Genomic DNA, 24,272 nt, shown 5'->3' on the forward strand with positions numbered 1-24,272 from the left:
GGGGCTCGCCCCGGCCTGCTTACGTCAGGAGACCTTCCATGAGCCGTAGCGCCGATACCTGGATTCTCACCGCCCAGTGCCCCAGCCGCCTGGGCACCGTCGACGTGGTGACCCGCTTCCTGAAGGAGAGCCGCTGCTACATCACCGAGCAGCAGTCCTTCGACGACCATCACGGCGAGCGCTTCTTCATCCGCACCGAGTTCCGCCCGCTGGAGCCCGACTTCGATGCCGAGGCCTTCCAGGCCGCCTTCGCCGCCCGGGCCGCCGAGTTCGAGATGGCCTTCGAGCTGACCGCCCCGGATGCGCGGATGCCGGTGGTGATCATGGTCTCCAAGGCGGATCACTGCCTGAACGACCTGCTGTATCGCTATCGTACCGGCCAGCTGCCGATCGAGATTCGCGCGGTGGTCTCCAACCACCCGGATCTCCAGCCGCTGGCCGACTGGCACGGGCTGCCGTACTACCACTTCCCGATCACCGCCGAGACCAAGGCCGAGCAGGAGGCCCGGGTGTGGGAGGTGGTCGAGGAGACCGGCGCCGAGCTGGTGATCCTGGCCCGCTACATGCAGGTGCTCTCCAGCGACATGTGCGAGAAGCTCTCCGGCCGCGCGATCAACATCCATCACTCGCTGCTGCCGGGCTTCAAGGGTGCCAAGCCCTATCACCAGGCCTTCGAGAAGGGCGTCAAGCTGGTCGGTGCCACCGCGCACTACATCAACGACGATCTGGACGAGGGGCCGATCATCACTCAGGGCGTGGAGCCGGTTGGCCACGCCGACGATCCCGAGGATCTGGTGGCCAAGGGCCGTGACATCGAGTGCATGACCCTGGCGCGCGCCGTCGATGCCCACGTGGCACGTCGGGTGTTCCTGCACGGCCGCCGCACGGTGGTGTTCTCGCGCTAGGAAAGCCAAGGGCGGGGGCGCCAGATCGAGTGCTCCTGATGCCTGTCGCCCGCGCCGTCGATGCCCACGTGGCGCGTCGGGTGTTCCCGCACGGCCGCCGCACGGTGGTGTTCTCGCGCTAGCCTTCCGGTTCGCGCTTGAGGCCGCCCGAGCGGCCTTGCACGGCCATCGCCTCCCCGGCGATGGCCGTCGTCTTTATCGTTCCGACTTCCCCCGTCCTCTCTCCCCTCGTGGCCTCCCATCACTCGTTCAATAGTCGTAGGGACGTTTTTTCGCCTGCGCCGCCCCAGAGTCTGAATTTTTATATATAACAGCATGTTACTTCGTTATCGGTGCGTATCGTTGAGCGATGTACGTTGAAAGTCGCTGTTGGCCGGGGTCTCCGGGGACACTACGTTTTGATGCGGAAGGTATTTCCAGAGACATGGATCGTGTTGCCCATGCCGTCGGCGTCCCTCGGGCGCCGGCGGCATGGGGTGAAGCCAGAAGAAACAACAACAAGCCCTCCGTTCTCGCGCCGTGCGAGACGGACGCAACACCAACGAGGAGTCTTCGCCATGCAAGACGACCAGCAGCCCAAGCGCACTTCGTCCGCTAGCGTCGCGACATCGGGCAGCGGTGCCGGCAATCGTCGTAACTTCCTGAAGGCCGCCGCGATCGGCTCCGCCGCGGCCGTGGCGGCCCCCTGGATCGGCAATGTCCAGGCTCAGCAGGGCATTCGCATCCGCATGCAGTCCTCCTGGCAGCCGGGGACCGTGGGCTACCGCACCTTCGAGGCCTGGGCCAACGGTGTGGTCGAGGCCACCAGTGGCGAGGTCAGCATCGAGCCTTTCCCCGCCGGTGCCGTGGCCGGGGCCTTCGAGGTCGCCGATGCGGTGCGCAACGGCGTGCTCGACGGTCAGAACTGGTTCACCGTCTACTGGCCCGGCAAGATGCCGGCCGGCGTCTTCCTCACTGCCTTCCCCATGGGGCTGTCGCTGCCCCACCAGTGGGACATGATGTTCGGCGCCTACGGCGGCTTCGGCATCGCCAAGGAACTCTATCGCAAGCAGGGCCAGGAGCTGCTGGGCTACGTTCACCACGACCTCAACCTGATCCACTCCAAGGTGCCGCTGAGAAGCTTCGACGACTTCGACGGGGTCAAGATCCGCATGCCCGGCGGCATCGTCGCCGAGACCTTCGCCGAGATGGGCGCACGTACCACGCTGCTGCCCGGTTCCGAGGTCTATCCGGCGCTGGAGAAAGGCACCATCGATGCCGCCGACTTCACCGGGGCGGCGGTCAACTACGAGCTCGGTTTCTGGCAGGTGGCCGACTACATCATCATGGGCCCGCCCTCCACGCCCTGCCTGCACCAGGCGGTCGACCTGATGGACATCTCGGTCAATCGCCGTGTCTTTGAACGCATGTCGCCCCAGGTGCAGGACCTGATGCACGACCTGGTGGCGGGCTATTCCCGCGAGCACTACGCGGCGATCCAGAAGGCCAACGCCGAGGCCTGGCCCAAGTACCGCGAGAAGGGCGTCGAGATCATCCACCTCTCCGAGGAGGACGCCGTCCGCTTCCGCGAGGTCGCCATCCCGCTGTGGTTCAAGTGGGCCAACAAGGACCCTGACGCCGCGCGCATGTTCCGGGCCCACCTGAGGACCATGATGGATCCGGCGGTGGCGCTGATCACCGAGGACGACATCAAGGACTTCGAACTCAACGTCTGATCCCTCTGCTTGCTTCATCCGGGGGCTGTGGGCCGAGCGCCGCAGCCCCGGTTTGCATGGGCGCCATGCCCTCAACCCTGCATCCCGTCGGCTAGATGATCCGTCGCCATCGCCGGGAAGTGATGGTATCGCGGAGGAGTTTTCATGAATCTCGAGATCAATTTCGTTCTGCCGCACTGGCTCTACTGGTCGGCACTGTTCTTCCTGCCGCTGCTGGTGATGTGGCTCGTCGACCGCAGCTTCCGGCGCGGCGGCACCATCAGCGGCGGCGACACCGGCGAGGTCCCCGGCGAGGCGCCGGTGGCGCGCTACCATCCCCCGGGCAACCTCTTCACCGCCCTGGTCGACCGCATCTCCGGTTTCTTCGGCCGCTACGTGGCCTACTGGGCGCTGATCGCCCCCTTCGTGTTCGCCTACGAAGTGCTGATGCGCTATGCCTTCAATTCGCCGACCAACTGGGCCCACGAGTCGATGACCCTGATGTTCGGCATGCAGTACCTGATCGCCGGGGCCTTCGCCCTGCGCGAGGGCGGGCACGTGCGCGTCGATATCCTCTACCAGCGTGCCCGGCCGGTGAACAAGGCGGCGCTGGACCTGCTGACCTCGGTGTCCTTCTTCATCTTCACCATCGCGCTGCTGGTGACCGGCTGGAAGTTCTTCTCCCAGTCGGTGAGTGATCGCTTCTTCTTCGGCGCCAGCTATGCCAACGAGACGTCCTTCACCGAGTGGGCGATCCAGTTCTACCCGGTGAAGTTCATGTTGTTCTTCGGGGCGCTGCTGCTGCTGCTCCAGGGCATCGCCCAGCTGATCCGTGACGTCCAGGCCTTCCGCCACCATCGACGGGCGCATGGCGGCAGCCATACCTTCTCGACCCTGCTGATCGCGCTGGGCATCGTCCTCGGGGCGTGGGTGCTGTTCGAGATGGTCAACATCGCCACCACCGACTACCAGAGCCTGGCCGGCAGCCTCGAGAACAGCCTCAGCGGCCTGGGCATCGGCGGTCTGACCCTGGTGATGTTCGGCACCCTGATGGTGGTGCTGGTGGCGGGCCTGCCGCTGGCCTTCGTCACCGGCGGCCTGGGGGTGGCCTTCCTCTACCTGGTGGGCGATCAGCACATGCTCAACCTGATGCCGTCGCGCATCTTCCCGATGATGACCAACTACCAGCTGTCGGCCATTCCGCTGTTCATCTTCATGGCCTCGGTGCTGGAGAAGGCGGGGATCATCGAGGAGCTGTTCGACGTCGTCTACAAGTGGATGGGCGGCCTGAAGGCGGGCCTGGCCATCGCCACCGTCATCGCTTCCACGCTGCTCGCCGCCATGGTCGGCGTGATCGGCGCCGCGGTGGTGACCATGGGCCTGATCGCCCTGCCGGCGATGCTCAAGCGTCACTACGACCCGGAGATCGCCATCGGTTCGATCATGGCCGGCGGCACCCTGGGCATCCTGATTCCGCCGTCGATCCTGGCGATCATCTACGGCGTCATCGCCCAGCAGTCGGTGGGTGAACTCTACCTCGGTTCGCTGATTCCCGGCCTGCTGCTGGCCTTCATGTACGGCTTCTACTGCTGGATGCGCGGCACCCTGAACATCAAGATGGCGCCGCCGATGCCGGTGGAGGACCGGGTCGACATGAAGGAGAAGCTGCGCCTGCTGCGCAACATGCTGGCCCCCATCGTGCTGGTGGTGCTGGTGCTGGGCATCATCTTCACCGGCATCGCCACGCCGGTGGAGGCGGCCGGTATCGGGACCTTCGGCGCCCTGGTCGTGGCGGCGCTGCACAAGCGCCTGACCTGGCCCAACCTGCACGCCGCCTGCATGACCACCCTGGTCGCCTCGGCGATGGTGATGTGGATCATCTTCGGCGCCAGCATCTTCGTCGGCTTCTACATCCTCCAGGGCGGCCAGACCTTCGTGCAGGAGCTGATCTCCGGCGCGGGGCTCGGCCCCTACGCGGTGCTGGCGCTGATGATGGTGCTGCTGGTGGCGCTGGGCATGTTCCTCGACTGGGTGGGCATCCTGCTGCTGGCGGTGCCGATCTTCGTGCCGCTGATCCAGTCGATGAGCTTCGACGGGGTATTCGGGCTGCCCGGCGTGTCGCCCGCCGACGTGTCGCTGTGGTTCGGGGTCATCTACCTGGTGAACATGCAGATGTCCTTCCTCAGTCCGCCGTTCGGCTACGCACTGTTCTACATCAAGGGGGTGTGCCCGCCGCACATCACCATGGGGCAGATCTTCCGTTCGTCCTTCCCGTTCCTGGGCATCCAGGCCCTGGGGCTGATCCTGGTGATCCTGTTCCCGGCGCTGGTCACCTGGCTGCCGAATCTCGCCTACGGCTAGGCGACGACGCGTGCCACCACCGACGACGCTCCCGACCGGGAGCGTCGTCTTTTCAAACTGTTACACGATGGTGGTGAACCCTTGTCGACGTGGCTCGTCACAGGAGGGCACCCCACGCATGCAAGACAATGTTTTCGGAGGTATCTATGCAACGTATCACCGCCCTGTTTTCCGCCGCCCTGCTCAGTGCCGGTATGATGAGCTCCATGGCGTATGCACAGGACAGTGCCGATGCCACCGCCAGCCAGGGCCAGGCCCCGGCCGAGGCGCAGGCCGCGACCCAGAACTTCTCCGACGCCCAGCTGCAGAAGTTCGCCGATGCCTCCGAGGAAATCGCGGTGATCTCTCAGGATTACACCCAGCAGCTGCAGAACGCCGAGGGTGAAGAGGCCCAGCAGCAGGTCCGTCAGGAAGCCAACGACCAGATGGTCGAGGCGGTCCAGAACAGCGGCCTCGAAGTGGAGACCTTCAACGCCATCGGCCAGGCGATCCAGCAGGATCCCGAGCTGATGCAGCGCGTCCAGGGCATGGCCCAGGGCAGCGGTGAGTCCGCTTCCTGATCCCGTCATCCCGCGAGATCCCTGTGCGATGAAAGGCCGCCCCTCGGGGCGGCCTTTCCGCGTTCCGGCCCCCGTGATACAAGCTCTTTACACCGTCCTCGGCGCCTTTCAGACTTGGCCTATCCTCAACGACCGGGTAGGCACTGGGCCATGGATGTGGAACTGCTGGAAATTCGCCAGCATCTCGGGCGTTTTCCGCCCTTCGAGACGCTGTCCGACGAACTGCTCGACGAGGTGGCGAGCAACGTCCAGGTGGCCTACTTCAAGGCCGACACCGATATCCTGACGCTCGACCAGGAACTCCACGAGCTGTGCTACATCCGCAGCGGCGCGGTGGAGGTCTATCGTCGCGGCGGGGAGCTCTACAACCGCCGGGGCGAGGGCGAGATCTTCGGCCAGTTCAGCCTGCTGCGGAACAACCGGGTCCGCTATCCCGTGCGGGCCATGGAAGACTCGCTGATCTACTTCATTCCCGAGACGGTCTTCCAGCATCTCTGTCAGGCTGACGACGACTTCGCCGACTTCGTCGAGCTGCAGCGCCCGCGGCTCGAGAGCGTGGTCGAGGAGCAGAAGAAGAACAACGACATGATGATCACCCGGGTGCGCAAGCTGGTCACGCGCTACCCGCTGATGGTCGAGGCCTCGACCACCGTCCAGGAGGCCGCCCGTCAGATCACCGACTTCCAGGCCTCGGCGGTGCTGGTGCTCGACGACCCCGGCGAAGAGGACAATCCGCGCTACACCTTCCGCGACAGCGAGGAGCGCGCCTGGCAGCTGCGCGGCATCCTCACCGACAGCGACTTCCGCACCCGGGTGGTGGCGGAAGGCCTGTCGCCGGAGACGCCGGTCGGCGAGGTGGTGGCCGGCAACGTCATCGCCGTGCAGTCCGACGAGTCGGTACAGGAGGCGATGCTGGTCATGCTGCGCTACAACATTCACCACCTGCCGGTGATGTATCGCCGCCGCCCGGTGGGCATCGTGCACCTCTCGGACATCATCCGCTACGAGACCCAGAGCAGCCTGTACCTGGTCAGCAACATCTTCCACCAGCCCAACGCCGAGGGCCTGGCACGGCTGGCGCCGGACGTCAGTGCGGCCTTCGTGCGCATGGTCGAGGAGGGCGCCGACTCGCGCATGGTGGGCAGCGCCCTGTCGACCATCGGGCGCAGCTTCACCCGCCGCCTGCTGGAGCTGGGCGAGGAGCGCCTGGGGCCGCCGCCGGTGCCCTACTGCTTCATGGCGATGGGCTCCATGGCGCGCAACGAGCAGTCGATCGCCACCGACCAGGACAATGCCCTGGTGCTGTCCGACGATTTCGATCCCGAGCAGCACGACGCCTACTTCCTCGAGCTGGCGCAGTTCGTCAGCGATGGCCTGGATGCCTGCGGCTACCCCTACTGCAAGGGCGACATCATGGCCACCAACCCGAGCTGGCGGCAGCCCCTGTCGGTGTGGAAGCGCTACTTCACCGAGTGGATCGAGCAGCCCAATCCCGAGCGGCTGCTGCATAGCTCGATCTTCTTCGATCTCGACGCCGTCTACGGGGAGAACGTGCTGGTGGAGCAGCTCCAGGACCTGGTGGCCTACCAGGCCGCGCGGCATCCGCGCTTCCTGGCGGCGATGGCCCGCAACGCCCTGAACCGCACCCCGCCGCTGGGTTTCTTCCGCACCTTCGTGATGGAGAAGGACGGCAAGCACAACAACTCGATCAACCTGAAGCGCCGCGGCACCGCGCCGATGGTCGACCTGATCCGGGTGCATGCCCTGGCCTGCGGCTCCAGCGCCCAGAACAGCTTCGACCGGCTCGACGACATCGATCGCACCCAGCTGCTGGCCCCGGGGGTCAGCGATCGCCTGCGCTACGCCCTGGAGTTTCTGTCGATGTCGCGAATCCGCCACCAGGTGATCGATATCCAGCACGACCAGACGCCGGACAACAACATCGAGCCGGAGAACGTCTCGAGCAGCGAGCGTCATCACCTCAAGGATGCCTTCCAGGCGTTGAGCCACGCCCAGAAGTTCCTCAAGTTCCGCTACCCGATGCCCTCGCGGGCCAAATGAGCGAGGTGCCCGGATGCTGATGCGACGCAGGACCCAGATACCCGACTGGACGAGCTACCTGGCGCATCGCGCCGCGGCCGCCCAGGACCCGCGACTGTCGCGCTTCTTCACCGCCGGGGCCCCGGCGCCGGAGACGCCGATCGGCGAAGCCCCGCTGGTGGCGCTGGATATGGAGACCACCGGGCTCGATGCCCGGCGCAACTCCATCGTCAGCATCGGCCTGGTGCCTTTCACCCTGGGGCGTATCGCCGTCACCGAGCGTCGTTACTGGATCGTGCGCCCGCGGCGTACGCTGAACGCCGAGTCGGTGACCTTTCACCACATCACCCATGCCGACATCGCCAACGCCCCGGAGCTGGGCGACATCCTGGAGGACCTGCTCGATGCCCTGGCCGGTCGGCTGGCGGTGGTGCACTACCGGCACATCGAGCGCCCCTTCCTTGACGTGGCCGTCAAGGCGCGGCTGGGGGAGGGCGTGGTCTACCCGATGATCGACACCATGTCGCTCGAGGCGCGCATCCACCGCCAGTCGCTGGTGGCACGCTTCAAGCGCTGGATCGGGCGGCCGCCGGCCTCCATCCGTCTGTTCGACAGCCGCGCTCGCTACGGGTTGCCACCCTACCAGGGCCACCATGCGCTGACGGATGCGCTGGCCACCGCGGAGCTGCTGCAGGCGCAGATCGCCCACCACTACAGTCTCGAGACGCCGGTGGGCACGATCTGGAGCTGAGACAGGCCCTGGCCAGTGCACACGCGTCGATCGACGCCGGCACGGCGTCCGGTGCGGTCAGTAATCGATGCCGCGTCGTGCCTCCAGGCCCGCATTGAAGGCGTGGCGCACCTCCGTCATCTCGGTGATGGTGTCGGCCATGGCCTGAAGCTCGCGGTGGGCGTTGCGCCCGGTGACGATCACCGTCTGCTCGACGGGACGGTTCTCCAGTGCCTGCCTGACCGTGGCGATGTCCAGGTAGCCGAACTTGAGCATGTAGGTGATCTCGTCGAGCACCACCAGGTAGACCTCGGGATCGGCGAGCATTCGCGCCGCCTCGGCCCATACCTCGCGGCAGGCCTGGGTATCGCTCTCGCGGTTCTGGGTCTCCCAGGTGAACCCGGTGGCCATGATCGCCACCTCGAGGTGGTGATCGTCCTCGAGCCGGTTGCGTTCGCCGCATTCCCACTGGCCCTTGATGAACTGCACCACGCCGACGCGATAGCCGTAGCCCAGCGCGCGAGTGACGGTGCCCCAGGCGGCGGTGGTCTTGCCCTTGCCGTTGCCGGTGAACACCAGCAGCTGGCCGCGGCGTTCGTCGGCGGCGGCGACCTTCTCGTCGACGCGGGACTTGAGGGTCTGCATGGCCTTGCGGTGGCGCTCGTCACGTTCGCTCATCTCGGCTCCTGTTCGTGTCGTGGGTCGGGCAGGCAGCCTACCCCAGGCGGCGAGCGGCGTCAGCCGCCGGCCACAGAGGGATGAGTCGAGTGCGGCATGGTGCGGTCGCAGACTGAAAAGATTTCATCGCTGTCGCCAAAGACAGCGTCATCCGACGACGTCAGAATCCGCAGGGAGTGACCCTGGAAGCCCTGTCATGTCTGCGATCCTGCGTACCGCGACCGCTCGCGATCTCGACGCGCTCTACGCCCTCGAGCAACTGGCCTTCAGCGGCGACCGCTTCACGCGTCGTCAGCTCTGGCACCTGCTCAACCGGGCCCATGCCCTGACGCTTTTGGCCGTGGACGAGGACGGCGCGCTGCTCGGCTACGGCACCCTGCTGTTTCGCCTGGGCAGCGAGCAGACCCGGCTCTATTCGTTCTGCGTGCATCCCCAGGCCCGCGGCGGCGGCCTGGGGCGCCGCATGCTCGAGCGGCTCGAGGGCATGGCCTGGGAGCAGGGCTGCGACTGGCTGGTGCTCGAGGTGCGCGTCGACAATCAGGCGGCGCTGACGCTCTATCGGGGCTCGGGCTTCGTACCGAGCGACTGGATGGCCGACTATTACGAGGACGGCTGCGCGGCCTGGCGGATGAGCAAGGCCCTGTTCGCCGGCCCCGAGGCCCAGGCCGGCTAGGTGCAGCCGGCTAGGTGTGGCCGACTAGGCGCCGTGGCCCGTCGCGCTTAGAATGGCGCCATCGTTCATCATCGGGAATCCGCCATGCCCTCCTTCGATATCGTCTCCGAGTTCGACAAGCACGAGGCGAGCAACGCCGTCGACCAGGCCAACCGCGAGCTGCAGAGCCGCTTCGGCTTCAAGGGCGTGACGGCCTCCTTCGCGCTCGAGGGCGAGACCGTCACCCTCGAGGCCGAGGTCGATTTCCAGCTGCGCCAGATGCTCGACATGCTGCGCAACAAGCTGATCGGCCGTGGCATCGATCCGCGCTGCCTGGAGATCGATGACCCCGAACTCTCCGGCGTTCGCGCCCGCCAGGCGGTGCGCCTCAAGCAGGGCCTGGAGCAGAAGGAAGCCAAGGACATCGTCAAGCGCATCAAGGACACCAAGCTCAAGGTCCAGGCCCAGATTCAGGGCGAGAAGGTGCGCGTCACCGGCAAGAAGCGCGACGACCTGCAGCAGGTCATGGCCCTGCTGAAGGGCGAGGACGGTCCCGACCTGGCGCTGCAGTTCGACAACTTCCGCGACTGAGCCCGTCATCGACACGCGGCCATAGCCCCGGGCCGTCATCCTCATTGGCGATGGCGATTGGCAGCGGGGGGTGGCTTGGGCTTCAATAGAGACGTGCCTGTCGCCAAAGGAGTGAGCGCTCGATGTCCCAAGCGCGCCGCATCTTCTACCTGATTCTCGCCGGGACCAGCTTCGCCCTGGGCGTGATCGGCGCCTTCCTGCCGCTGATGCCCACCACCTGCTTCATGCTGGTGGCGGTGTGGGCAGCCTCCCGGGGCTCGCCGCGCTTCGCCGGCTGGATCCGTGCGCACCCGCGCTTCGGCCCCACCATCGTGGCCTGGGAATCCGAGCGGGCGATCCCCCGCCATGCCAAGTGGCTGGCCGGAGGCATGCTGCTGTTCTCGATGGTGGTACTGGCCCTGGTGATCGGCGCGCTGTGGCTGAAGCTGGTGCTGATCCTCGGTCTGGCCGGGCTCGCCGGCTGGATCCTGACCCGCCCGGAGCCGGTCGTCGACTCCTGAGCGTCCCTCGGGCGGTATCGCCGTACCCCGTAGCGGAGTTGACGACGGCACTTTGAGGTCGAGGCAGAGAGGGCCGTACAATGGCCGGCAACCTTCACAGGAGCCATCCTCGATGTCCGAACCTCAGCCGATCCATCTCAGCGATTATCGTCCCCCCGCCTACCGCGTCACCCACACCGAGCTGACCTTCGACCTCGATCCCTCGGCCACCCGGGTGAAGGCGCGCCTGCACGTGGAGCGCCACCCGGAGCGTGAGGCCGGCGAGCCGCTGGAGCTCGACGGCGAGCAGCTGGCGCTGAAGGCCATCGCCATCGACGGCCAGCCGCTGGGCGACGACGAGTATGCGCTGACCGAGCAGGGCCTGCGCATCGAGCGGGCGCCGGAGCGTTTCCTGCTGGACACCGAAGTCGAGATCGCCCCCGAGGCCAATACCGCCCTGGAGGGCCTCTACCAGTCCGGCGGCATGTTCTGCACCCAGTGCGAGGCCGAGGGCTTCCGGCGGATCACCTTCTACCCGGATCGCCCCGACGTCATGGCGACCTTCTCCACCACCGTGATCGGCCGCCTCGACCGTGAGCCGGTGCTGCTCTCCAACGGCAACCCGGTGGAGCGTGGCGAGCTGCCGAACGGCCGCCACTTCGTGACCTGGGAAGATCCGCATCCCAAGCCCTGCTACCTGTTCGCGCTGGTGGCGGGCGACCTCGAGAAGGTCGAGGATCGCTTCACCACCATGAGCGGCCGCGAGGTGACGCTGCAGATCTGGGTCGAAGAGGAGAACCTCGGCAAGACCGATCACGCCATGGCCTCGCTCAAGCGCGCCATGCGCTGGGACGAGGAGACCTATGGTCGCGAGTACGACCTCGACCTGTTCATGATCGTGGCGGTCAACGACTTCAACATGGGCGCCATGGAGAACAAGGGGCTCAACATCTTCAACTCGGCGGCGGTGCTGACCCATCCGCACACCGCTACCGATGCCGCCTTCCAGCGCGTCGAGGGTATCGTCGCCCACGAGTACTTCCATAACTGGTCCGGCAACCGCGTCACCTGCCGCGACTGGTTCCAGCTGTCGCTGAAGGAGGGCTTCACCGTCTTCCGCGACCAGACCTTCAGTGCCGACACCAACTCCGCGCCGGTGAAACGCATCGAGGACGTGTCCTTCTTCCGCACCGCTCAGTTCGCCGAGGATGCCGGCCCCACCGCTCATCCCGTGCGGCCGGACCACTACATCGAGATCGGCAACTTCTACACCCTGACCATCTACGAGAAGGGCGCCGAGATCGTGCGCATGTTGCGCAACCTGGTGGGCTGGGAGGCCTTTCGTCGCGGCAGCGACCTGTACTTCTCGCGCTTCGACGGGCAGGCGGTGACCATCGAGGACTTCGTGGCCTGCATGGCCGAGGCGTCCGGTCAGGACCTCGACCAGTTCATGCGCTGGTACTCCCAGGCCGGCACCCCGGAGATCGACGCCCACGGCGAATACGACTATGCCAACGGCGCCTACCGGCTGCTGCTGCGCCAGCGTACCCCGGCCACGCCGGGGCAGCCCGACAAGGCGCCGCAGCATATCCCGATCCGCCTGGGCCTGGTCGGCACCAAGAGCGGCCGCGACCTGCGCCTGACCCTGGACGGCGAGTCGCTCGGCACCGACGGGGTGATCCACCTGCGCGAGGAGGAGCAGGAGTTCGTCTTCACCGACGTGGAGGAGGCCCCGGTGCCGTCGCTGGCGCGCGGCTTCTCGGCGCCGGTCAAGCTCAATTTCCCTTACTCGCGCGAGGACCTGGCCTTCCTGCAGACCCATGACAGCGACGGCTTCAATCGCTGGGACGCCGGCCAGCGCCTGGCGCTGCTGGCGCTGGACGACCTGATCGCCGCGCATCGCAACGGCGTCGAGAAGGTCATGGACCCGCGGGTGGTGGAGGCCTTCCGTGAGCTGCTCAAGCGCGAGACCGACGACAAGGCGGTGCTGGCCGAGATGCTCACGCTGCCCTCCGAGGCCTATATCGCCGAGCAGCAGCCGCTGGTCGACGTGGACGCCATCCACGCCGCCCGCCAGTTCGTGAAGCAGTCGCTGGCGATGGCCCTGCGCGCCGACTTCCTGCGCGTCTATCAGGAGAACGTCGGCGACGCCCCCTATGCACCGGAGCCCGAGCAGATCGCCGCGCGCAGCCTCAAGAACGTGGCACTGTCGTACCTGGTCAGCATCGAGGACGAGGAGGGCATCGAGCTGGCCCGCCGCCAGTTCGAGGCCGACCACAACATGACCGACGTGCGCGCCGCCCTGACGCTGCTGGTGCATTCCAGTCGCGACGAGCTGGCCGACCCGGCGCTGCGCACCTTCGGCGAGAAGTGGGCCCACGACCCGCTGGTCATGGACCAGTGGTTCAGCGTCCAGGTGTCCCGCCCGCAGTCCGATGCCCTGGAGCGGGTCAAGTTCCTGATGGACCACCCGGCCTTCTCGCTGACCAACCCCAACAAGGTCCGCGCGCTGATCGGCGCCTTCGCCCAGAACCGGGTCAACTTCCACCGCCTCGACGGCGAGGGCTACCGGCTGCTGGCCGACGTGGTCATCGAGCTCAACCGCCTGAACCCCGAGATCGCCTCGCGGCTGGTGACCCCGCTGACCCGCTGGCGCCGCTTCGACGAGACTCGCCAGGAACTCATGAAGGGTGAGCTCGAGCGCATCCGCGAAGAAAAACTCTCGCCGAACGTGTATGAGGTGATCGAGAAAGCCCTCGCGTAATCCCGACATTCGCTCGCGAGAACGACAAGACGCCGCCCGGAAGGGCGGCGTCTTTTTGTGCGCGGGGCGAATGCTTCGGAGTGATCAGTTGATTAGCCAGCTCAGTACGCTGACGCCCAGCAGCACCCAGATCAGGGTGGCGACCACGGCTCGCCGGCGCAGGGCCGAGAAGGCCTTCCACAGCAGCCACAGGCCGAGCGCCAGCACCAGCAGGCTGAGCAGGTTGGCGGGAATGCCGAGGCCTCCGGCGATGCCGCCGATCAGGCTGCTGGCGGCGTCGTCCAGGCCGTTCAGGCCGGCGCCGAGCGCATCGACGATGAAGCGGATGACGTGGCCGATGAACTGGCCGATCGCGGTAAAGAAATCGTTCATGCGCGGGAGATCTCGAGACGAAGGGCGTCGGGGACGGCGCCATAGGGTACCACGCCCGCCGGGGCGGGCGTGGTGGCCGTCAGCCCAGCTGACTGGTGCGCGAGCTGAGTCCGGCCTCCTCGGCGGCGCTGTCGGCCAGCGCGCGGCCGGCCTCGTCGTAGACGTGGAAGACCGCGCTGGCGCCGAGCTCGCGGATCGGCTCGATCTCCTCGGGATATTCCACCACCGCGGCGATGCGCCCGGGGAAGTGGCGCGAGCGCAGTTGTTTCAGGGCGGCCAGATTACCGGCATGGTGGGGCATGGCCAGCACCACCAGGCGCACCTCGGAGGACATCAGCAGCTTGTCCCAGAACTCCGAGTCCACGGCGTCGCCCTCCAGGGCGTTGAAGCCCATGGCGGTGAGCCGCTCGATGCTCTTGGGGTTGCTGTCGATGCCCAGCACCTGCAGGCCGTACTCCTTCTGCAGGCGACGGTAGACGCCCTTGCCGATGCGGCCCATGCCCAGCACCACGGCTTCGGCGTCGCCGACCTCGATGGGGCGGTCGCTGGGGGTGAGGTCCCGTTCGTCGATCTCGGGCAGGCGCGGCTCCAGCCAGCGATAGAAACGCTCGCCGAAGCCGTTGACCACCGCCGAGGCGGCGAAGCTCAGCGCCACCGCCAGCGACAGCACCACCAGGAAGCGTTCCGGCAGCCAGCCCTCGGCAGTGGCGAGCGCCCCGACGATCAGGCCGAACTCCGAATAGTTGGTCAGGCTCAGGGCGGACAGCACCGAGGTGCGGTGGCGCATGCGGAAACGCATGAACACCAGCTGGTAGAGCAGGCCCTTGAGCGGCAGGGCCAGCACCAGCAGCAGTGCGGTGCCGAGCAGCTCCCAGCTGGGCATGGCGGTCAGGCCCAGGCTCAGGAAGAAGCCCACCAGCAGCAGCTCCTTGAGGCTGAACATCGAGCGTGCCAGGGCCTGTGCGGCCGGGTGAGGCGCCAGCAGCAGGCCGATGACCAGCGCGCCCAGGTCGCCCTTGAGCCCCACCGACGAGAACAGCGCATAGCCCATCACCAGCGCCAGCAGCATGCCGAACAGCATCTGCATCTCGCCGTGGCCCAGGCGGTCCAGCAGGGCGCGCAGCGCCGGGGCCAGGGGAATCAGCAGCAGCAGGCCCAGCGCCCAGGGGCTCGGCAGGGCGCCGGTGGAGGCGGTGAGGAAGACCACGGCGAAGATGTCCTGCATGATCAGCACGCCGATGGCCAGGCGGCCGTAGGCGGTCTGACTCTCGCTGCGCTTCTCCAGCACCTTGACCACGAACACCGTGCTGGAGAACGACAGCGCGAAGCCCAGCAGGGCCAGGGTCGACCAGCCGGCCTCGGCCAGCAGCGGCAGGCTCAGCCATTTCAACAGCCCGAGCAGCGCCACCAGCGCCAGGCTGGAGAGCAGCATGTGCAGGGTGGCGCCACCCCAGACGTCGCGGCGCAGCAGGGTGCGGATGTCGAGCTTCAGGCCGATGCTGAACAGCAGCAGCGTGACCCCGACATCGGCCACCACCTCGAGCAGCGGGGTGGAGGTGAAGCCCAGGGCGTTGAGCACGAAGCCGCCGGCCAGGAAGCCTACCAGGGGCGGAAGGCGCAGGCACATGGCGGCGAGGCCGCCAAGGAAGGCCGCCAGGAGGAAGGCGGGTGCGATCATGACAACTCCCTATGTCGCGGTGGTCGATAAACGATGCGAGAAGACAGACAGTGTAAGGAAGTCATAGAGTGAATGGGATTCATCCATTGAGCATGCCGGCCGGCCGTGAAGCGGCCATGACGACGATCAAGGACAAGGAACGCGAGACCATGGCAATGCTGATCCTCAACGGCAAGTCGGCGCAACTGCCGGCGGTGCGCCAGGCGGTGAGCGCCTGCCGCGAGGCCGGCGCCGAGCTCGCGGTGCGGGTCACCTGGGAGGCCGGGGACGCCGCGCGCATGGCGGAGCAGGCCGGGCGTGACGGCCTTCGGCGGGTGATCGTCGGCGGTGGCGACGGCACGATCAACGAAGCGGTCAACGGCCTGATGCGTCTGCCGGCAGAGGACCGCCCGGGGCTCGGCCTGCTGCCGCTGGGCAGCGCCAATGACCTGGCCGGTGCCCTGGGGCTTGCCCAGGACCCCTTGGCCGCGCTGAAGGCGGCGCTGTCGTTGCCGTTGCGGCCGGTCGACGTGCCGGCGCTCGACGGCCGTTATTTCCTCAACATGGCCACCGGCGGCTTCGGCGCCGAGATCACCTCCTCGACGCCCAAGAGCCTCAAGCGACTGCTCGGCGGCGGGGCCTATTCCCTGATCGGAGCACTGAAGGCCTGGCAGTATCGTCCCTATCCGGTCCAGCTGCGCTGGGCGGAGGGCGAGCGCGAGGCGTCGCTGTTCGTGCTGGCGCTCGGCAACGGCACCCGCTCCGGTGGCGGTCAGCACCTGACGCCGGCGGCCCGCATCGATGACGGTCAGCTCGACGTGCTGATCCTGCGCGACTTCGCCTCGCTTGGCGACATGGTGCGGATGCGTCGCGAGCTTCAGCGTCGCCCCGGGGAGGGCACCTTCGTCGAGACCTTCCGTACCACCTGGCTCAGCATCGAGGCGGAGACCGACCTGCCGCTGACCCTGGACGGCGAACCCTGCCACCGCCGGGCCTTCCGGGTCGAGGTCGAGCCGCACGCGCTGTCGCTGGCGCTGCCGGACGACTGCCCGCTGCTGTCGAAGTAAGCGACTGGCCAGCCGGCCTCGGGCGCGGCATCATGAGGCCATCCTGGCTCAAGGAGACGTGCACATGTTGACCCCGTTCCATCTCGCCGTGCCGGTCCGCGACCTGTCCGAGGCGCGGCGCTTCTACGGCGAGCTTCTGGGCTGCCCCGAAGGGCGCAGCAGCGATACCTGGATCGACTTCGATCTCTACGGTCACCAGTTCGTCTGCCATCTCGACCCCGCCCTCGGCGAGTCGCCCCGGGAAACCCATCGCAACCCGGTCGACGGGCACGGCGTGCCGGTGCCGCACTTCGGCGTGGTGCTGGAAATGGCCGACTGGGAGGCGCTGGTCGACCGGCTGACCGATGCCGGCATCCGCTTCGAGATCGAGCCCTATGTGCGCTTCGCCGGTGAGCCGGGCGAGCAGGCCACCATGTTCTTCCGCGATCCCAGCGGCAACGCCATCGAATTCAAGGCCTTCCGCGACATCGCCGGGCAGCTGTTCGCGCGCTGAGGCCTGTCTTGCGGTGCCCGTCGCCCTTTGGTGCAATGACGTTCGACACCCATCGAAGAGAAGGAAGGCCATGACCCCCTGGAAACCGCTCGTTCTGGCGGTCGCGATCGCCCTGGCAGGCTGCGGCAACGACGAGGGCGAACCGAGCGACGAGACCGCGCCCGCCGGCGATGCCACGAACACTGCGCCTGCCGTCGAGGAGGGGAGTGCCTCCGAGGATGCTGTCACGGCGGCGCCGGACCGGGACGATGGCGCCGACGCGGCGTCCGACGCCGAAGCGTCCGTCGAGGGCGAGGCCGAGGAAGCCGCGCCGGCCAGCGTGCCCGAGACCGCCGACGCCGTGCCCTCGGGCGAGATGGCGCCGCCTTCCGAGCAGGAAACCGAGGCCGAGGTCGAGCAGATCCTGAAGGACACCGAGCGTCGCTTCGAGGAAGCCAAGCAGAATATCGACAGCCAGTACGAGGAAGTCTCGCGGCAGACGCCCGACGAGGCGTCGCTGCCGGAAATGGACGCCGCGGACGCGAGTCAGCTGGACGATGCCCTCGACCCCGAGCCCATGGCGACGGACGGCATTGCGCCGACCTCCGATCCCGAGGTCGAGGCGATCCTCGAAGAGACCGAGCGCCGCTTCGAGGAGGCTCGCCGCAAGATCGACGAACAGTTCGAGCAGGCCGAGCAGGGCGTGCCGAGCGAGATTCGCGAGGCCACGGAGACCCCGCCGGATAGTGGCGACTCGCTCGATGACGAGGCGAGCGGTGGCGATTCGGCCTCGCCCTGAGACTCGAGCGCCCACGAAAAAGGCCCGCCGGACGGCGGGCCTTTTTCTACTCGAACCGCCGGCATGGCCGGCGGTCGATCGTCCTGTCGGTCGAGTTTACTCGGCGACGCGAACGTTGGAGGCCTGGAGGCCTTTCTTGCCCTGAGTCACTTCGAAGGAGACCTTCTGGCCGTCCTGCAGGGACTTGAAGCCTTCAGCCTGAATTTCGGAGAAGTGGACGAACAGGTCATCACCGCCGTCTTCCGGAGAGATGAAGCCGTAGCCCTTGGTGTCGTTGAACCACTTGACAGTGCCAGTTGCCATTGTCGATTTCCTTAACAAACTAAATATTGATGCTGGGTCGTATTGGCCGTTTCACACGGCACGAGCCCGTCTTGCGTGGGCAGACAAAGAAGAAGTGCGCACCGGGTGCATCGAAGGAATCGAAGTACAACTGACGACTTTCTACTTGCTAACCTACGCAGCGGATAGTGCATCAGCGCCAGGGTTGCGTCAACAACGTGCCGCAGTGAAACTGGTGCCTCCGCCCGCTAGGTCAATGTAGCCACTCAGCCCCCGGGCGTCCAGCGACCTCCAGGGCATCGACGAGACTTTTCCATGGAACACACTCGCATCGCCTCTCAGGATACCCACAGCAAGGCCATCGGCTATCTGCTGTGGCTCTTCGGCTTCCTCGGCGCACACCGCTTCTATTACGGCAAGCCGGTCACCGGCACGATCTGGTTCTTCACCCTTGGCCTGCTCGGCATCGGCTGGCTGATCGACCTGTTCCTGATCCCGGCCATGGACCGGCAGGCCGACCTGCGCTTTCAGGCCGGTCCCACCAACTACACCCTGGCCTGGCTGCTGCTGACCTTCCTCGGCGCCTTCGGCGTGCACCGCTTCTATCTGGGCAAGTGGGTCACCGGAGTGATCTACCTGTGCACCCTGGGGCTGTTCGGCCTGGGCGTGCTCTACGATTTCTGGACGCTCAACGACCAGATATCCATGCGCCACGCCAAGCGCGGCGTGTTCGGCGGGTGAGGGCGGCCTGATGTGGTTCGACGCCCAGTTCTGGCCCTTCCTGGTGGCCATCACCCTGCTCAGCATCACCCCCGGCGTGGACACCCTGCTGGTGATCCGCAACACCGCCCGCGGCGGCGTGCGTGACGGCGTGCTGACCAGCCTGGCGATCTGCGCCGGGCTGTTCGTGCATGCCACCGTCTCGGCGCTGGGCATCTCGCTGATCCTGCTGCAGTCGGCCTGGGCCTTCTCCGCGCTCAAGCTGGCCGGCGCCGCCTATCTGATCTGGCTGGGGATCGCCAGCCTCCGTGAGGCGCGCCGCGGCCAGGGGCTGCCGGTGGGGGCGGTGGACGGCGAGCGCCAGCGGGTGCCGGCCTGGCGGCCGCTGCGCGAGGGGCTGCTGTCCAACGTGCTCAATCCCAAGACGGTGGTCTTCTACATGGCCTTCCTGCCGCAGTTCATCGCCCCGGGCGATCCGGCCCTGGCCAAGTCGCTGTGGCTGGCCGGCGTGCACTTCTTGATCGCCAACGTCTGGCAGATCGCCGTGGTGCTGCTGGTCGGCCGTGCCGGCCGCTGGCTGGCGAGCCCCGTGCTCGCGCGCTGGCTCAACGGTCTCACCGGCGGCGTGCTGGTGGCCTTCGGTGCCAAGCTGGCGCTGACCCGGGCGCCAACATAGCGCTGACCCGGGCGCCGACATAGCGCTGACCTTGGCCCGGCCTAGCGCGAGGCGCTGATTCGCCGGTCCGGTATCCGGCCCTGAATCGATAAGGCCCGCCATTCGGCGGGCCTTCTTCTTTTCTACTCTACGGCTGGGGCAGGGCACGAAGGGCAGCGGCGTGCCAGCAGCGAGCGGTCGTAGTCGCCCTGGCGCTCCGCCGGCGTCAGCATCGCCACGCCGCGAGTGTCGCCGCCATTGGCCAGGCTCTCGAAGATCACCCGGTAGGCCATCACCGCCTGCACGTAGCGGCGCGTCTCGCGGAAGGGGATCGACTCGACGAACAGGTCGAACTGCTGCGGGGCGTCGCGCAGCCAGCGGTCGACGCGGCCGGGGCCGGCGTTGTAGGCGGCGGTGGCGGCCAGACGGTTGCCGCGATAGCGGTCCATCATCTCGCCGATGTAGGCGCTGCCGAGGCGGATGTTGACCGAGGGCTCGAGGACGCCATAGCGGCCCGGATCTGCCATGCCGAGCTGGCGGCTGACCTGGCTGGCGGTGCCCGGCATCAGCTGCATCAGGCCGCGGGCGCCGACCGGCGACAGGGCCTCCGGATTGTAGGCGCTCTCGCGCCGGGCGATGCCCATCAGCAGATAGGGGTCGACGTCGTGGCGCCGGCCCCAGTGCAGGAAGTCATCGCGATAGGCCTCGGGGAAGCGCCATTCCAGGGCGTCCCACAGCCGGGCGGCGATGGTGGTCTGGACCAGCCGGGCGGGCCAGTCGCGGCGCGCCGCGTAGTCGGCCATCGCCATGGCCCGGTCGGAGGAGACACGGGCCGCGGCGGCATACCACTCGCTGCTGGCCAGGCCCGGCTCGCCGATGCGCAGCAGCGCCTCGGTGCGCTGGACCGCCGGCATGGCGGCGATGTCCCGGCGGCGGGCCTCGTCGACCGAGGTGTCGGCCCGGTTCAGGGCGTAGGGCTGGCCGAGATGATCGGCGGCGGCGAAGCCGTAGAAGCTGCGCTGCTCGGCGGCACGGGCGTAGGCCGCATTCGCGCCGGCGTCGTCGCCGAGCTGTTCCAGGGCGCGGGCCTGCCAGTACTGCCAGCGGGCATCGCTGGCCTCTTCGGCGGGCAGACGATCGGCCCAGGCCAGCACGTCGGCCCAGTCGCGGTCGGCCAGGGCGACGCGGATGCGCAGCACGGTGAGGTCGGTGTCGTCGAGGCGCGGCAGCACGCCGTCGACCCAGTCGCGGTTGGGCGAGACGTCGCGCACCAGCGAATAGAAGGCCAGATCATGCTCGATCTCGTGACGATGGGCCTCGTCGATGGCCAGCTGTGGCGACAGCCGGCGCCAGGCCGCCAGCGCCGCCTGGGTGTCGGCGCGGGTGTAGTCGTGCATGGCCGCGGCGAACAGCGCCCCGCTACCGCGACAGTCCGGTCCGATGCAGCTCGGCACCCGGGTGATCGCCGATAGATCGTCGTCGAGGCGTTCCAGGGCGGCCCGGGCGCCGGCCCAGTCGTCGCCGAGCTGGCGGCCGAGGTAGCCGACCATGCCGGTCTCGCCGGCCTGCCAGGCCAGGGTGAGACGCTCCCAGACCTGCTCCGGGCCGATCTCGCCGCGGGCGCGCAGGGTGTTGAACAGCGGGTCGCAGGCATCCGGCTGCGAGTGGCCGGCCCGCCACAGCTCGCGGCCGCCCTCGGCGGCGGTGGCCGGATCGCTGCCGAGCAAGGCGGCATAGTAGTGGCACTGGCGCGCGGTGCCGCGGGGCTCGCCATCGGCCACCGCCAGCAGGTCCCGGTAGCGGCCGGCCTCGCCGTAGGCCGAAATGGCCTGACCGCGCATCCAGCTGGCCAGCGGGGAATCGGCGTTGGCGTCGATGAAGGCGTTGACCTCGTTCGGCGAGGTGCCGGGCAGCCGCGCCTTGAGGCGGTGATAGTCGACGTAGCCGGCCAGCGCGTGATCGGCGATGGCGGCCCGGTCGATGGCGGACCAGTCCTTGGCCCGCGCGGCCTGGAGGGCATCGCGCATGGCGCCGTCGCCGGGCTGGGCCTGGCCGGTGGCCGGCAGGCACAGCAGGGCGGCGGTCAGCAGGGGCTTCCAGGGGATGCGGAACGGGGTGTTGGGCATCGTGTCGCCTCTCGAGGGTGCGTGGAGCGGGCTCCCATGGTCGCCCATGGCGCGGCGCTTGAGTAGTGTCGCTCGGGGCCGACGGCTGGCATTCCGCCGACACTCTCCTCATTCTGTAGCGGTGAATCCGACACTCGGCAAGGAGAGCGCTCATGGCCCGCCCCGATGGTTCCCCGCCGCTCACGCGCATCAAGCGCCGCGCCGGCGTCTTCCTGCGCATGCGCCGCGCCCTGCGCTGGTTCCCGCCGATGCTGGCCGACGTGGTGCGCGGACGCTATCGACCGGTGCCCTGGTCGGCGCTGCTGTGGATGCTGGTCGCCCTGGTCTATCTGATCTCGCCGCTGGACCTGATTCCGGACGTGCTGCTGGTGGTGGGGCTGGTCGATGATGCGATGATCGTCGGCTGGCTGCTGACCCGGGTCGACCGTGCACTGGAGGGCTATCGCGCCTGGCGCGAGAACGACGGTTGAAAAACCTTCGCCGGTCCCCATATCGACGGTATCCAAGCAACGGGTGGCCTCGCCACCGCCGAACCGTCGACAAAGGGTCCGCAAGAGATGACCACTGCTACTCGTGAAGAGACCCTCGGCTTCCAGACCGAGGTCAAGCAACTGCTGCACCTGATGATTCACTCCCTGTATTCCAACAGGGAAATCTTCCTGCGCGAGCTGATCTCCAACGCCGCCGACGCCTGCGACAAGCTGCGCTACGCCGCGCTGGACAACGACGCTCTCTACGAGGGCGACAGCGAGCTGCGCATCGAGATCGAGCATGACGCCGAGGCCGGCACCGTGACCGTGCGCGACAACGGCATCGGCATGAATCGTGACGAAGTGATCGAGAACCTCGGCACCATCGCCCGCAGCGGCACCGCCGAGTTCCTCAAGCAGCTCTCCGGCGAGCAGCAGAAGGACGCCCGCCTGATCGGCCAGTTCGGCGTCGGCTTCTATTCCGGCTTCATCGTCGCCGACAAGGTCACCGTGCGTACCCGCAAGGCGGGCACCGACCAGGGCGAGGGCGTCGAGTGGCACTCCCGCGGCGAGGGTGAGTTCAGCGTCGCCGACATCGAGCGCCAGGCCCATGGCACCGAGATCGTGCTGCACCTCAAGGAAGACGCCGGCGAGTTCGCCGACGACTTCCGCTTGCAGAACCTGGTGCGCAAGTACTCCGACCACATCGAAGTGCCGGTGCGCATGCCCAAGACCGAGACCGCCCGCGACGAGGACGGCAACGAGATCGAGGGCAGCGAGACCGTCAGCTGGGAGACCGTGAACGAGGCCACCGCGCTGTGGGTGCGCCCCAAGAGCGAACTTACCGACGACGAGTACAAGGCCTTCTACAAGCACGTGGCCCACGACTTCAGCGATCCGTTGACCTGGAGCCACAACAAGGTCGAGGGCAAGCTCGAGTACACCAGCCTGCTCTACGTGCCGGGCCGCGCCCCGTTCGATCTCTACGAGCGTGACGGCGCCCGCGGCGTGAAGCTCTACGTTCAGCGCGTCTTCATCATGGACGACGCCGAGCAGTTCCTGCCGCTCTACCTGCGCTTCATCAAGGGCGTGCTGGACACCCGCGACCTGTCGTTGAACGTGTCCCGCGAGCTGCTGCAGCAGGACCCGCAGGTCGAGAAGATCAAGAGCGCGCTGACCAAGCGTTCCCTCGACATGCTCAAGAAGCTGGCCAAGGACCCCGAGGCCTACCAGACCTTCTGGAACACCTTCGGCAGCGTGCTCAAGGAAGGCCCGGCGGAGGATCACGCCAACCGCGAGAAGATCGCCGGCCTGCTGCGCTTCTCCAGCACCCACACCGACAGCGCCACCCAGGACCAGTCGCTGGCCGACTACATCGGGCGCATGAAGGAAGGTCAGGAGAAGATCTACTACATCGTCGCCGACGGCTTCAACGCGACCAAGAACAGCCCGCACCTGGAGATCTTCCGCAAGAAGGGCATCGAGGTCCTGCTGCTCCACGACCGCATCGATGAGTGGCTGATGAGCCACCTCACCGAGTTCGAGGGCAAGCCGTTCGTCGACGTGGCCAAGGGCGACCTGGACCTCGGCGAGGTCGAGGACGAGGACGAGAAGAAGGCCCAGGAAGAGACCGCCAAGGCCAAGGAAGAGCTGGTCAAGCGCGTCAAGGAAGCGCTCGGTGATGAGGTCCAGGAGGTCAAGGTGACCCATCGCCTGACCGATTCTCCGGCCTGCGTGGTGCTGCCGGAGCACGAGATGGGCTACCAGATGCGCCGCATCATGGAAGCCGCCGGCCAGCCGCTGCCGGAGGTCAAGCCGATCCTCGAGCTCAACCCCGAGCACGCCCTGGTGGCGCGCCTCGAGAGCGCCGAGGGGGATGGCTTCGCCGATCTGTCGCGGATCCTGCTCGACCAGGCGATCATCGCCGAGGGCGGCCATCTCGACGACCCGGCGGCCTACGTCAAGCGCCTGAACGCGCTGCTCGGCGCCTGATCACGGTGCCATTGTCGTCGCCCTGAAGGGCGGCATGCCGGACGCGCCGATCTCCGCAAGGTGATCGGCGCGTTTCGTTTCGTGCTTTTTTTCCTTTTCCTCTCTTTTTTCCTTCCAGTCTTCCCCGATGCCGTCCACCACGGACATGACCGGAGCGCTCGATGACAGGCGCCGTGGCCTCGCGCCTCGTCGCTTGACCTTGACGT

Annotated in this window: 23 protein-coding genes; 17 read left to right on the top strand and 6 right to left on the bottom strand. The window is 67.2% G+C overall.

The window, feature by feature from the left end:
• Positions 1-38 precede the first annotated feature (38 nt).
• The 6 genes from purU to C9J49_RS08185 all read left to right on the top strand — a co-directional run bounded on the left by purU (position 39) and on the right by C9J49_RS08185 (position 8,311).
• Positions 39-905: a formyltetrahydrofolate deformylase gene (purU, locus tag C9J49_RS08160; RefSeq protein ID WP_046078175.1), complete on the top strand. Its 867-nt coding sequence runs from the start codon at positions 39-41 to the stop codon at positions 903-905.
• Positions 906-1,462: 557 nt separating this feature from the next.
• Positions 1,463-2,620 carry a TRAP transporter substrate-binding protein DctP gene (gene dctP / locus C9J49_RS08165; RefSeq protein WP_082090817.1) on the top strand — a complete coding sequence of 386 codons (1,158 nt, stop codon included), beginning with the start codon at positions 1,463-1,465 and terminating at the stop codon, positions 2,618-2,620.
• A 144-nt stretch (positions 2,621-2,764) separates the two neighbouring features.
• On the top strand, positions 2,765-4,960 hold the full coding sequence (locus tag C9J49_RS08170; protein ID WP_052719282.1) for a TRAP transporter large permease subunit: 2,196 nt from the start codon (positions 2,765-2,767) through the stop codon (positions 4,958-4,960).
• Between the two features lie 146 nt (positions 4,961-5,106).
• The gene (locus C9J49_RS08175) at positions 5,107-5,520 is read left to right on the top strand and encodes a DUF4168 domain-containing protein (RefSeq protein WP_046078174.1); all 414 of its coding nucleotides are present in this window, start codon (positions 5,107-5,109) and stop codon (positions 5,518-5,520) included.
• Between the two features lie 150 nt (positions 5,521-5,670).
• On the top strand, positions 5,671-7,581 hold the full coding sequence (locus C9J49_RS08180) for a DUF294 nucleotidyltransferase-like domain-containing protein (protein WP_046078173.1): 1,911 nt from the start codon (positions 5,671-5,673) through the stop codon (positions 7,579-7,581).
• 13 nt (positions 7,582-7,594) lie between these two features.
• Complete coding sequence (locus C9J49_RS08185; protein WP_107181561.1) at positions 7,595-8,311, top strand: 3'-5' exonuclease; 717 nt, start codon at positions 7,595-7,597, stop codon at positions 8,309-8,311.
• A 57-nt stretch (positions 8,312-8,368) separates the two neighbouring features.
• Here C9J49_RS08185 and cobO read toward each other — a convergent pair whose 3' ends face one another.
• Positions 8,369-8,968 carry a cob(I)yrinic acid a,c-diamide adenosyltransferase gene (cobO, locus tag C9J49_RS08190; RefSeq protein ID WP_107181562.1) on the bottom strand — a complete coding sequence of 200 codons (600 nt, stop codon included), beginning with the start codon at positions 8,966-8,968 and terminating at the stop codon, positions 8,369-8,371.
• 196 nt (positions 8,969-9,164) lie between these two features.
• On the opposite strand from cobO, the gene C9J49_RS08195 reads away from it, so the two are divergent.
• The 4 genes from C9J49_RS08195 to pepN all read left to right on the top strand — a co-directional run bounded on the left by C9J49_RS08195 (position 9,165) and on the right by pepN (position 13,454).
• Positions 9,165-9,641, top strand: a complete 477-nt coding sequence (locus C9J49_RS08195) for a GNAT family N-acetyltransferase (RefSeq protein ID WP_046078170.1) — start codon at positions 9,165-9,167, stop codon at positions 9,639-9,641.
• Positions 9,642-9,725: 84 nt separating this feature from the next.
• The gene (locus C9J49_RS08200) at positions 9,726-10,211 is read left to right on the top strand and encodes a YajQ family cyclic di-GMP-binding protein (RefSeq protein WP_107181563.1); all 486 of its coding nucleotides are present in this window, start codon (positions 9,726-9,728) and stop codon (positions 10,209-10,211) included.
• Positions 10,212-10,333: 122 nt separating this feature from the next.
• Positions 10,334-10,711, top strand: coding sequence for a YbaN family protein (locus C9J49_RS08205; protein WP_035593123.1), 378 nt, complete (start codon positions 10,334-10,336; stop codon positions 10,709-10,711).
• A gap of 112 nt (positions 10,712-10,823) precedes the next feature.
• A complete protein-coding gene (pepN, locus tag C9J49_RS08210) occupies positions 10,824-13,454 on the top strand; it encodes an aminopeptidase N (protein WP_107181564.1) in 2,631 nt (876 codons plus the stop codon).
• Positions 13,455-13,538: 84 nt separating this feature from the next.
• On the opposite strand, the gene C9J49_RS08215 is transcribed toward pepN, so the two are convergent.
• A complete protein-coding gene (locus tag C9J49_RS08215; protein ID WP_046078168.1) occupies positions 13,539-13,826 on the bottom strand; it encodes a hypothetical protein in 288 nt (95 codons plus the stop codon).
• A gap of 79 nt (positions 13,827-13,905) precedes the next feature.
• Positions 13,906-15,504 carry a cation:proton antiporter family protein gene (locus C9J49_RS08220; protein WP_173835015.1) on the bottom strand — a complete coding sequence of 533 codons (1,599 nt, stop codon included), beginning with the start codon at positions 15,502-15,504 and terminating at the stop codon, positions 13,906-13,908.
• A gap of 116 nt (positions 15,505-15,620) precedes the next feature.
• On the opposite strand from C9J49_RS08220, the gene yegS reads away from it, so the two are divergent.
• From yegS to C9J49_RS08235, 3 genes are all read left to right on the top strand, one after another.
• Positions 15,621-16,550, top strand: a complete 930-nt coding sequence (gene yegS / locus C9J49_RS08225; RefSeq protein ID WP_246124660.1) for a lipid kinase YegS — start codon at positions 15,621-15,623, stop codon at positions 16,548-16,550.
• A gap of 64 nt (positions 16,551-16,614) precedes the next feature.
• The gene (locus C9J49_RS08230; RefSeq protein ID WP_202020700.1) at positions 16,615-17,043 is read left to right on the top strand and encodes a VOC family protein; all 429 of its coding nucleotides are present in this window, start codon (positions 16,615-16,617) and stop codon (positions 17,041-17,043) included.
• Positions 17,044-17,113: 70 nt separating this feature from the next.
• Entirely contained in the window at positions 17,114-17,821 is a 708-nt protein-coding gene (locus C9J49_RS08235) for a hypothetical protein (RefSeq protein ID WP_107181566.1), read from the top strand.
• A gap of 96 nt (positions 17,822-17,917) precedes the next feature.
• Here C9J49_RS08235 and C9J49_RS08240 read toward each other — a convergent pair whose 3' ends face one another.
• Positions 17,918-18,124, bottom strand: coding sequence for a cold-shock protein (locus C9J49_RS08240; RefSeq protein ID WP_016853765.1), 207 nt, complete (start codon positions 18,122-18,124; stop codon positions 17,918-17,920).
• 294 nt (positions 18,125-18,418) lie between these two features.
• Here C9J49_RS08240 and C9J49_RS08245 point away from each other — a divergent pair, with 294 nt between their 5' ends.
• Together C9J49_RS08245 and C9J49_RS08250 are read left to right on the top strand one after the other, a co-directional pair.
• Positions 18,419-18,844, top strand: a complete 426-nt coding sequence (locus C9J49_RS08245) for a TM2 domain-containing protein (protein WP_035593112.1) — start codon at positions 18,419-18,421, stop codon at positions 18,842-18,844.
• A 10-nt stretch (positions 18,845-18,854) separates the two neighbouring features.
• On the top strand, positions 18,855-19,499 hold the full coding sequence (locus tag C9J49_RS08250; RefSeq protein WP_107181567.1) for a LysE family translocator: 645 nt from the start codon (positions 18,855-18,857) through the stop codon (positions 19,497-19,499).
• A gap of 122 nt (positions 19,500-19,621) precedes the next feature.
• Here C9J49_RS08250 and C9J49_RS08255 read toward each other — a convergent pair whose 3' ends face one another.
• Positions 19,622-21,604 (bottom strand): transglycosylase SLT domain-containing protein, encoded by a 1,983-nt coding sequence (locus C9J49_RS08255; protein WP_107181568.1) that lies wholly within the window; start codon positions 21,602-21,604, stop codon positions 19,622-19,624.
• A gap of 152 nt (positions 21,605-21,756) precedes the next feature.
• On the opposite strand from C9J49_RS08255, the gene C9J49_RS08260 reads away from it, so the two are divergent.
• Together C9J49_RS08260 and htpG are read left to right on the top strand one after the other, a co-directional pair.
• A complete protein-coding gene (locus tag C9J49_RS08260) occupies positions 21,757-22,074 on the top strand; it encodes a YkvA family protein (RefSeq protein ID WP_046078924.1) in 318 nt (105 codons plus the stop codon).
• A gap of 87 nt (positions 22,075-22,161) precedes the next feature.
• A complete protein-coding gene (gene htpG, locus C9J49_RS08265) occupies positions 22,162-24,066 on the top strand; it encodes a molecular chaperone HtpG (protein WP_107181569.1) in 1,905 nt (634 codons plus the stop codon).
• On the opposite strand, the gene C9J49_RS17155 is transcribed toward htpG, so the two are convergent.
• Entirely contained in the window at positions 24,067-24,213 is a 147-nt protein-coding gene (locus C9J49_RS17155; RefSeq protein ID WP_161796804.1) for a hypothetical protein, read from the bottom strand.
• Positions 24,214-24,272 lie beyond the last annotated feature (59 nt).

It is taken from the genome of Halomonas sp. SL1 (assembly GCF_003030865.2).
In the GTDB taxonomy this organism is placed as follows: Bacteria; Pseudomonadota; Gammaproteobacteria; order Pseudomonadales; family Halomonadaceae; genus Halomonas; species Halomonas halophila.

Coding starts and splice junctions, on each gene's coding strand:
- purU (WP_046078175.1), top strand. CDS start 39: ATGAGCCGTAGCGCCGATACCTGGATTCTCACCGCCCAGTGCCCCAGC.
- dctP (WP_082090817.1), top strand. CDS start 1,463: ATGCAAGACGACCAGCAGCCCAAGCGCACTTCGTCCGCTAGCGTCGCG.
- C9J49_RS08170 (WP_052719282.1), top strand. CDS start 2,765: ATGAATCTCGAGATCAATTTCGTTCTGCCGCACTGGCTCTACTGGTCG.
- C9J49_RS08175 (WP_046078174.1), top strand. CDS start 5,107: ATGCAACGTATCACCGCCCTGTTTTCCGCCGCCCTGCTCAGTGCCGGT.
- C9J49_RS08180 (WP_046078173.1), top strand. CDS start 5,671: ATGGATGTGGAACTGCTGGAAATTCGCCAGCATCTCGGGCGTTTTCCG.
- C9J49_RS08185 (WP_107181561.1), top strand. CDS start 7,595: ATGCTGATGCGACGCAGGACCCAGATACCCGACTGGACGAGCTACCTG.
- cobO (WP_107181562.1), bottom strand. CDS start 8,968: ATGAGCGAACGTGACGAGCGCCACCGCAAGGCCATGCAGACCCTCAAG.
- C9J49_RS08195 (WP_046078170.1), top strand. CDS start 9,165: ATGTCTGCGATCCTGCGTACCGCGACCGCTCGCGATCTCGACGCGCTC.
- C9J49_RS08200 (WP_107181563.1), top strand. CDS start 9,726: ATGCCCTCCTTCGATATCGTCTCCGAGTTCGACAAGCACGAGGCGAGC.
- C9J49_RS08205 (WP_035593123.1), top strand. CDS start 10,334: ATGTCCCAAGCGCGCCGCATCTTCTACCTGATTCTCGCCGGGACCAGC.
- pepN (WP_107181564.1), top strand. CDS start 10,824: ATGTCCGAACCTCAGCCGATCCATCTCAGCGATTATCGTCCCCCCGCC.
- C9J49_RS08215 (WP_046078168.1), bottom strand. CDS start 13,826: ATGAACGATTTCTTTACCGCGATCGGCCAGTTCATCGGCCACGTCATC.
- C9J49_RS08220 (WP_173835015.1), bottom strand. CDS start 15,504: ATGATCGCACCCGCCTTCCTCCTGGCGGCCTTCCTTGGCGGCCTCGCC.
- yegS (WP_246124660.1), top strand. CDS start 15,621: ATGACGACGATCAAGGACAAGGAACGCGAGACCATGGCAATGCTGATC.
- C9J49_RS08230 (WP_202020700.1), top strand. CDS start 16,615: ATGTTGACCCCGTTCCATCTCGCCGTGCCGGTCCGCGACCTGTCCGAG.
- C9J49_RS08235 (WP_107181566.1), top strand. CDS start 17,114: ATGACCCCCTGGAAACCGCTCGTTCTGGCGGTCGCGATCGCCCTGGCA.
- C9J49_RS08240 (WP_016853765.1), bottom strand. CDS start 18,124: ATGGCAACTGGCACTGTCAAGTGGTTCAACGACACCAAGGGCTACGGC.
- C9J49_RS08245 (WP_035593112.1), top strand. CDS start 18,419: ATGGAACACACTCGCATCGCCTCTCAGGATACCCACAGCAAGGCCATC.
- C9J49_RS08250 (WP_107181567.1), top strand. CDS start 18,855: ATGTGGTTCGACGCCCAGTTCTGGCCCTTCCTGGTGGCCATCACCCTG.
- C9J49_RS08255 (WP_107181568.1), bottom strand. CDS start 21,604: ATGCCCAACACCCCGTTCCGCATCCCCTGGAAGCCCCTGCTGACCGCC.
- C9J49_RS08260 (WP_046078924.1), top strand. CDS start 21,757: ATGGCCCGCCCCGATGGTTCCCCGCCGCTCACGCGCATCAAGCGCCGC.
- htpG (WP_107181569.1), top strand. CDS start 22,162: ATGACCACTGCTACTCGTGAAGAGACCCTCGGCTTCCAGACCGAGGTC.
- C9J49_RS17155 (WP_161796804.1), bottom strand. CDS start 24,213: ATGTCCGTGGTGGACGGCATCGGGGAAGACTGGAAGGAAAAAAGAGAG.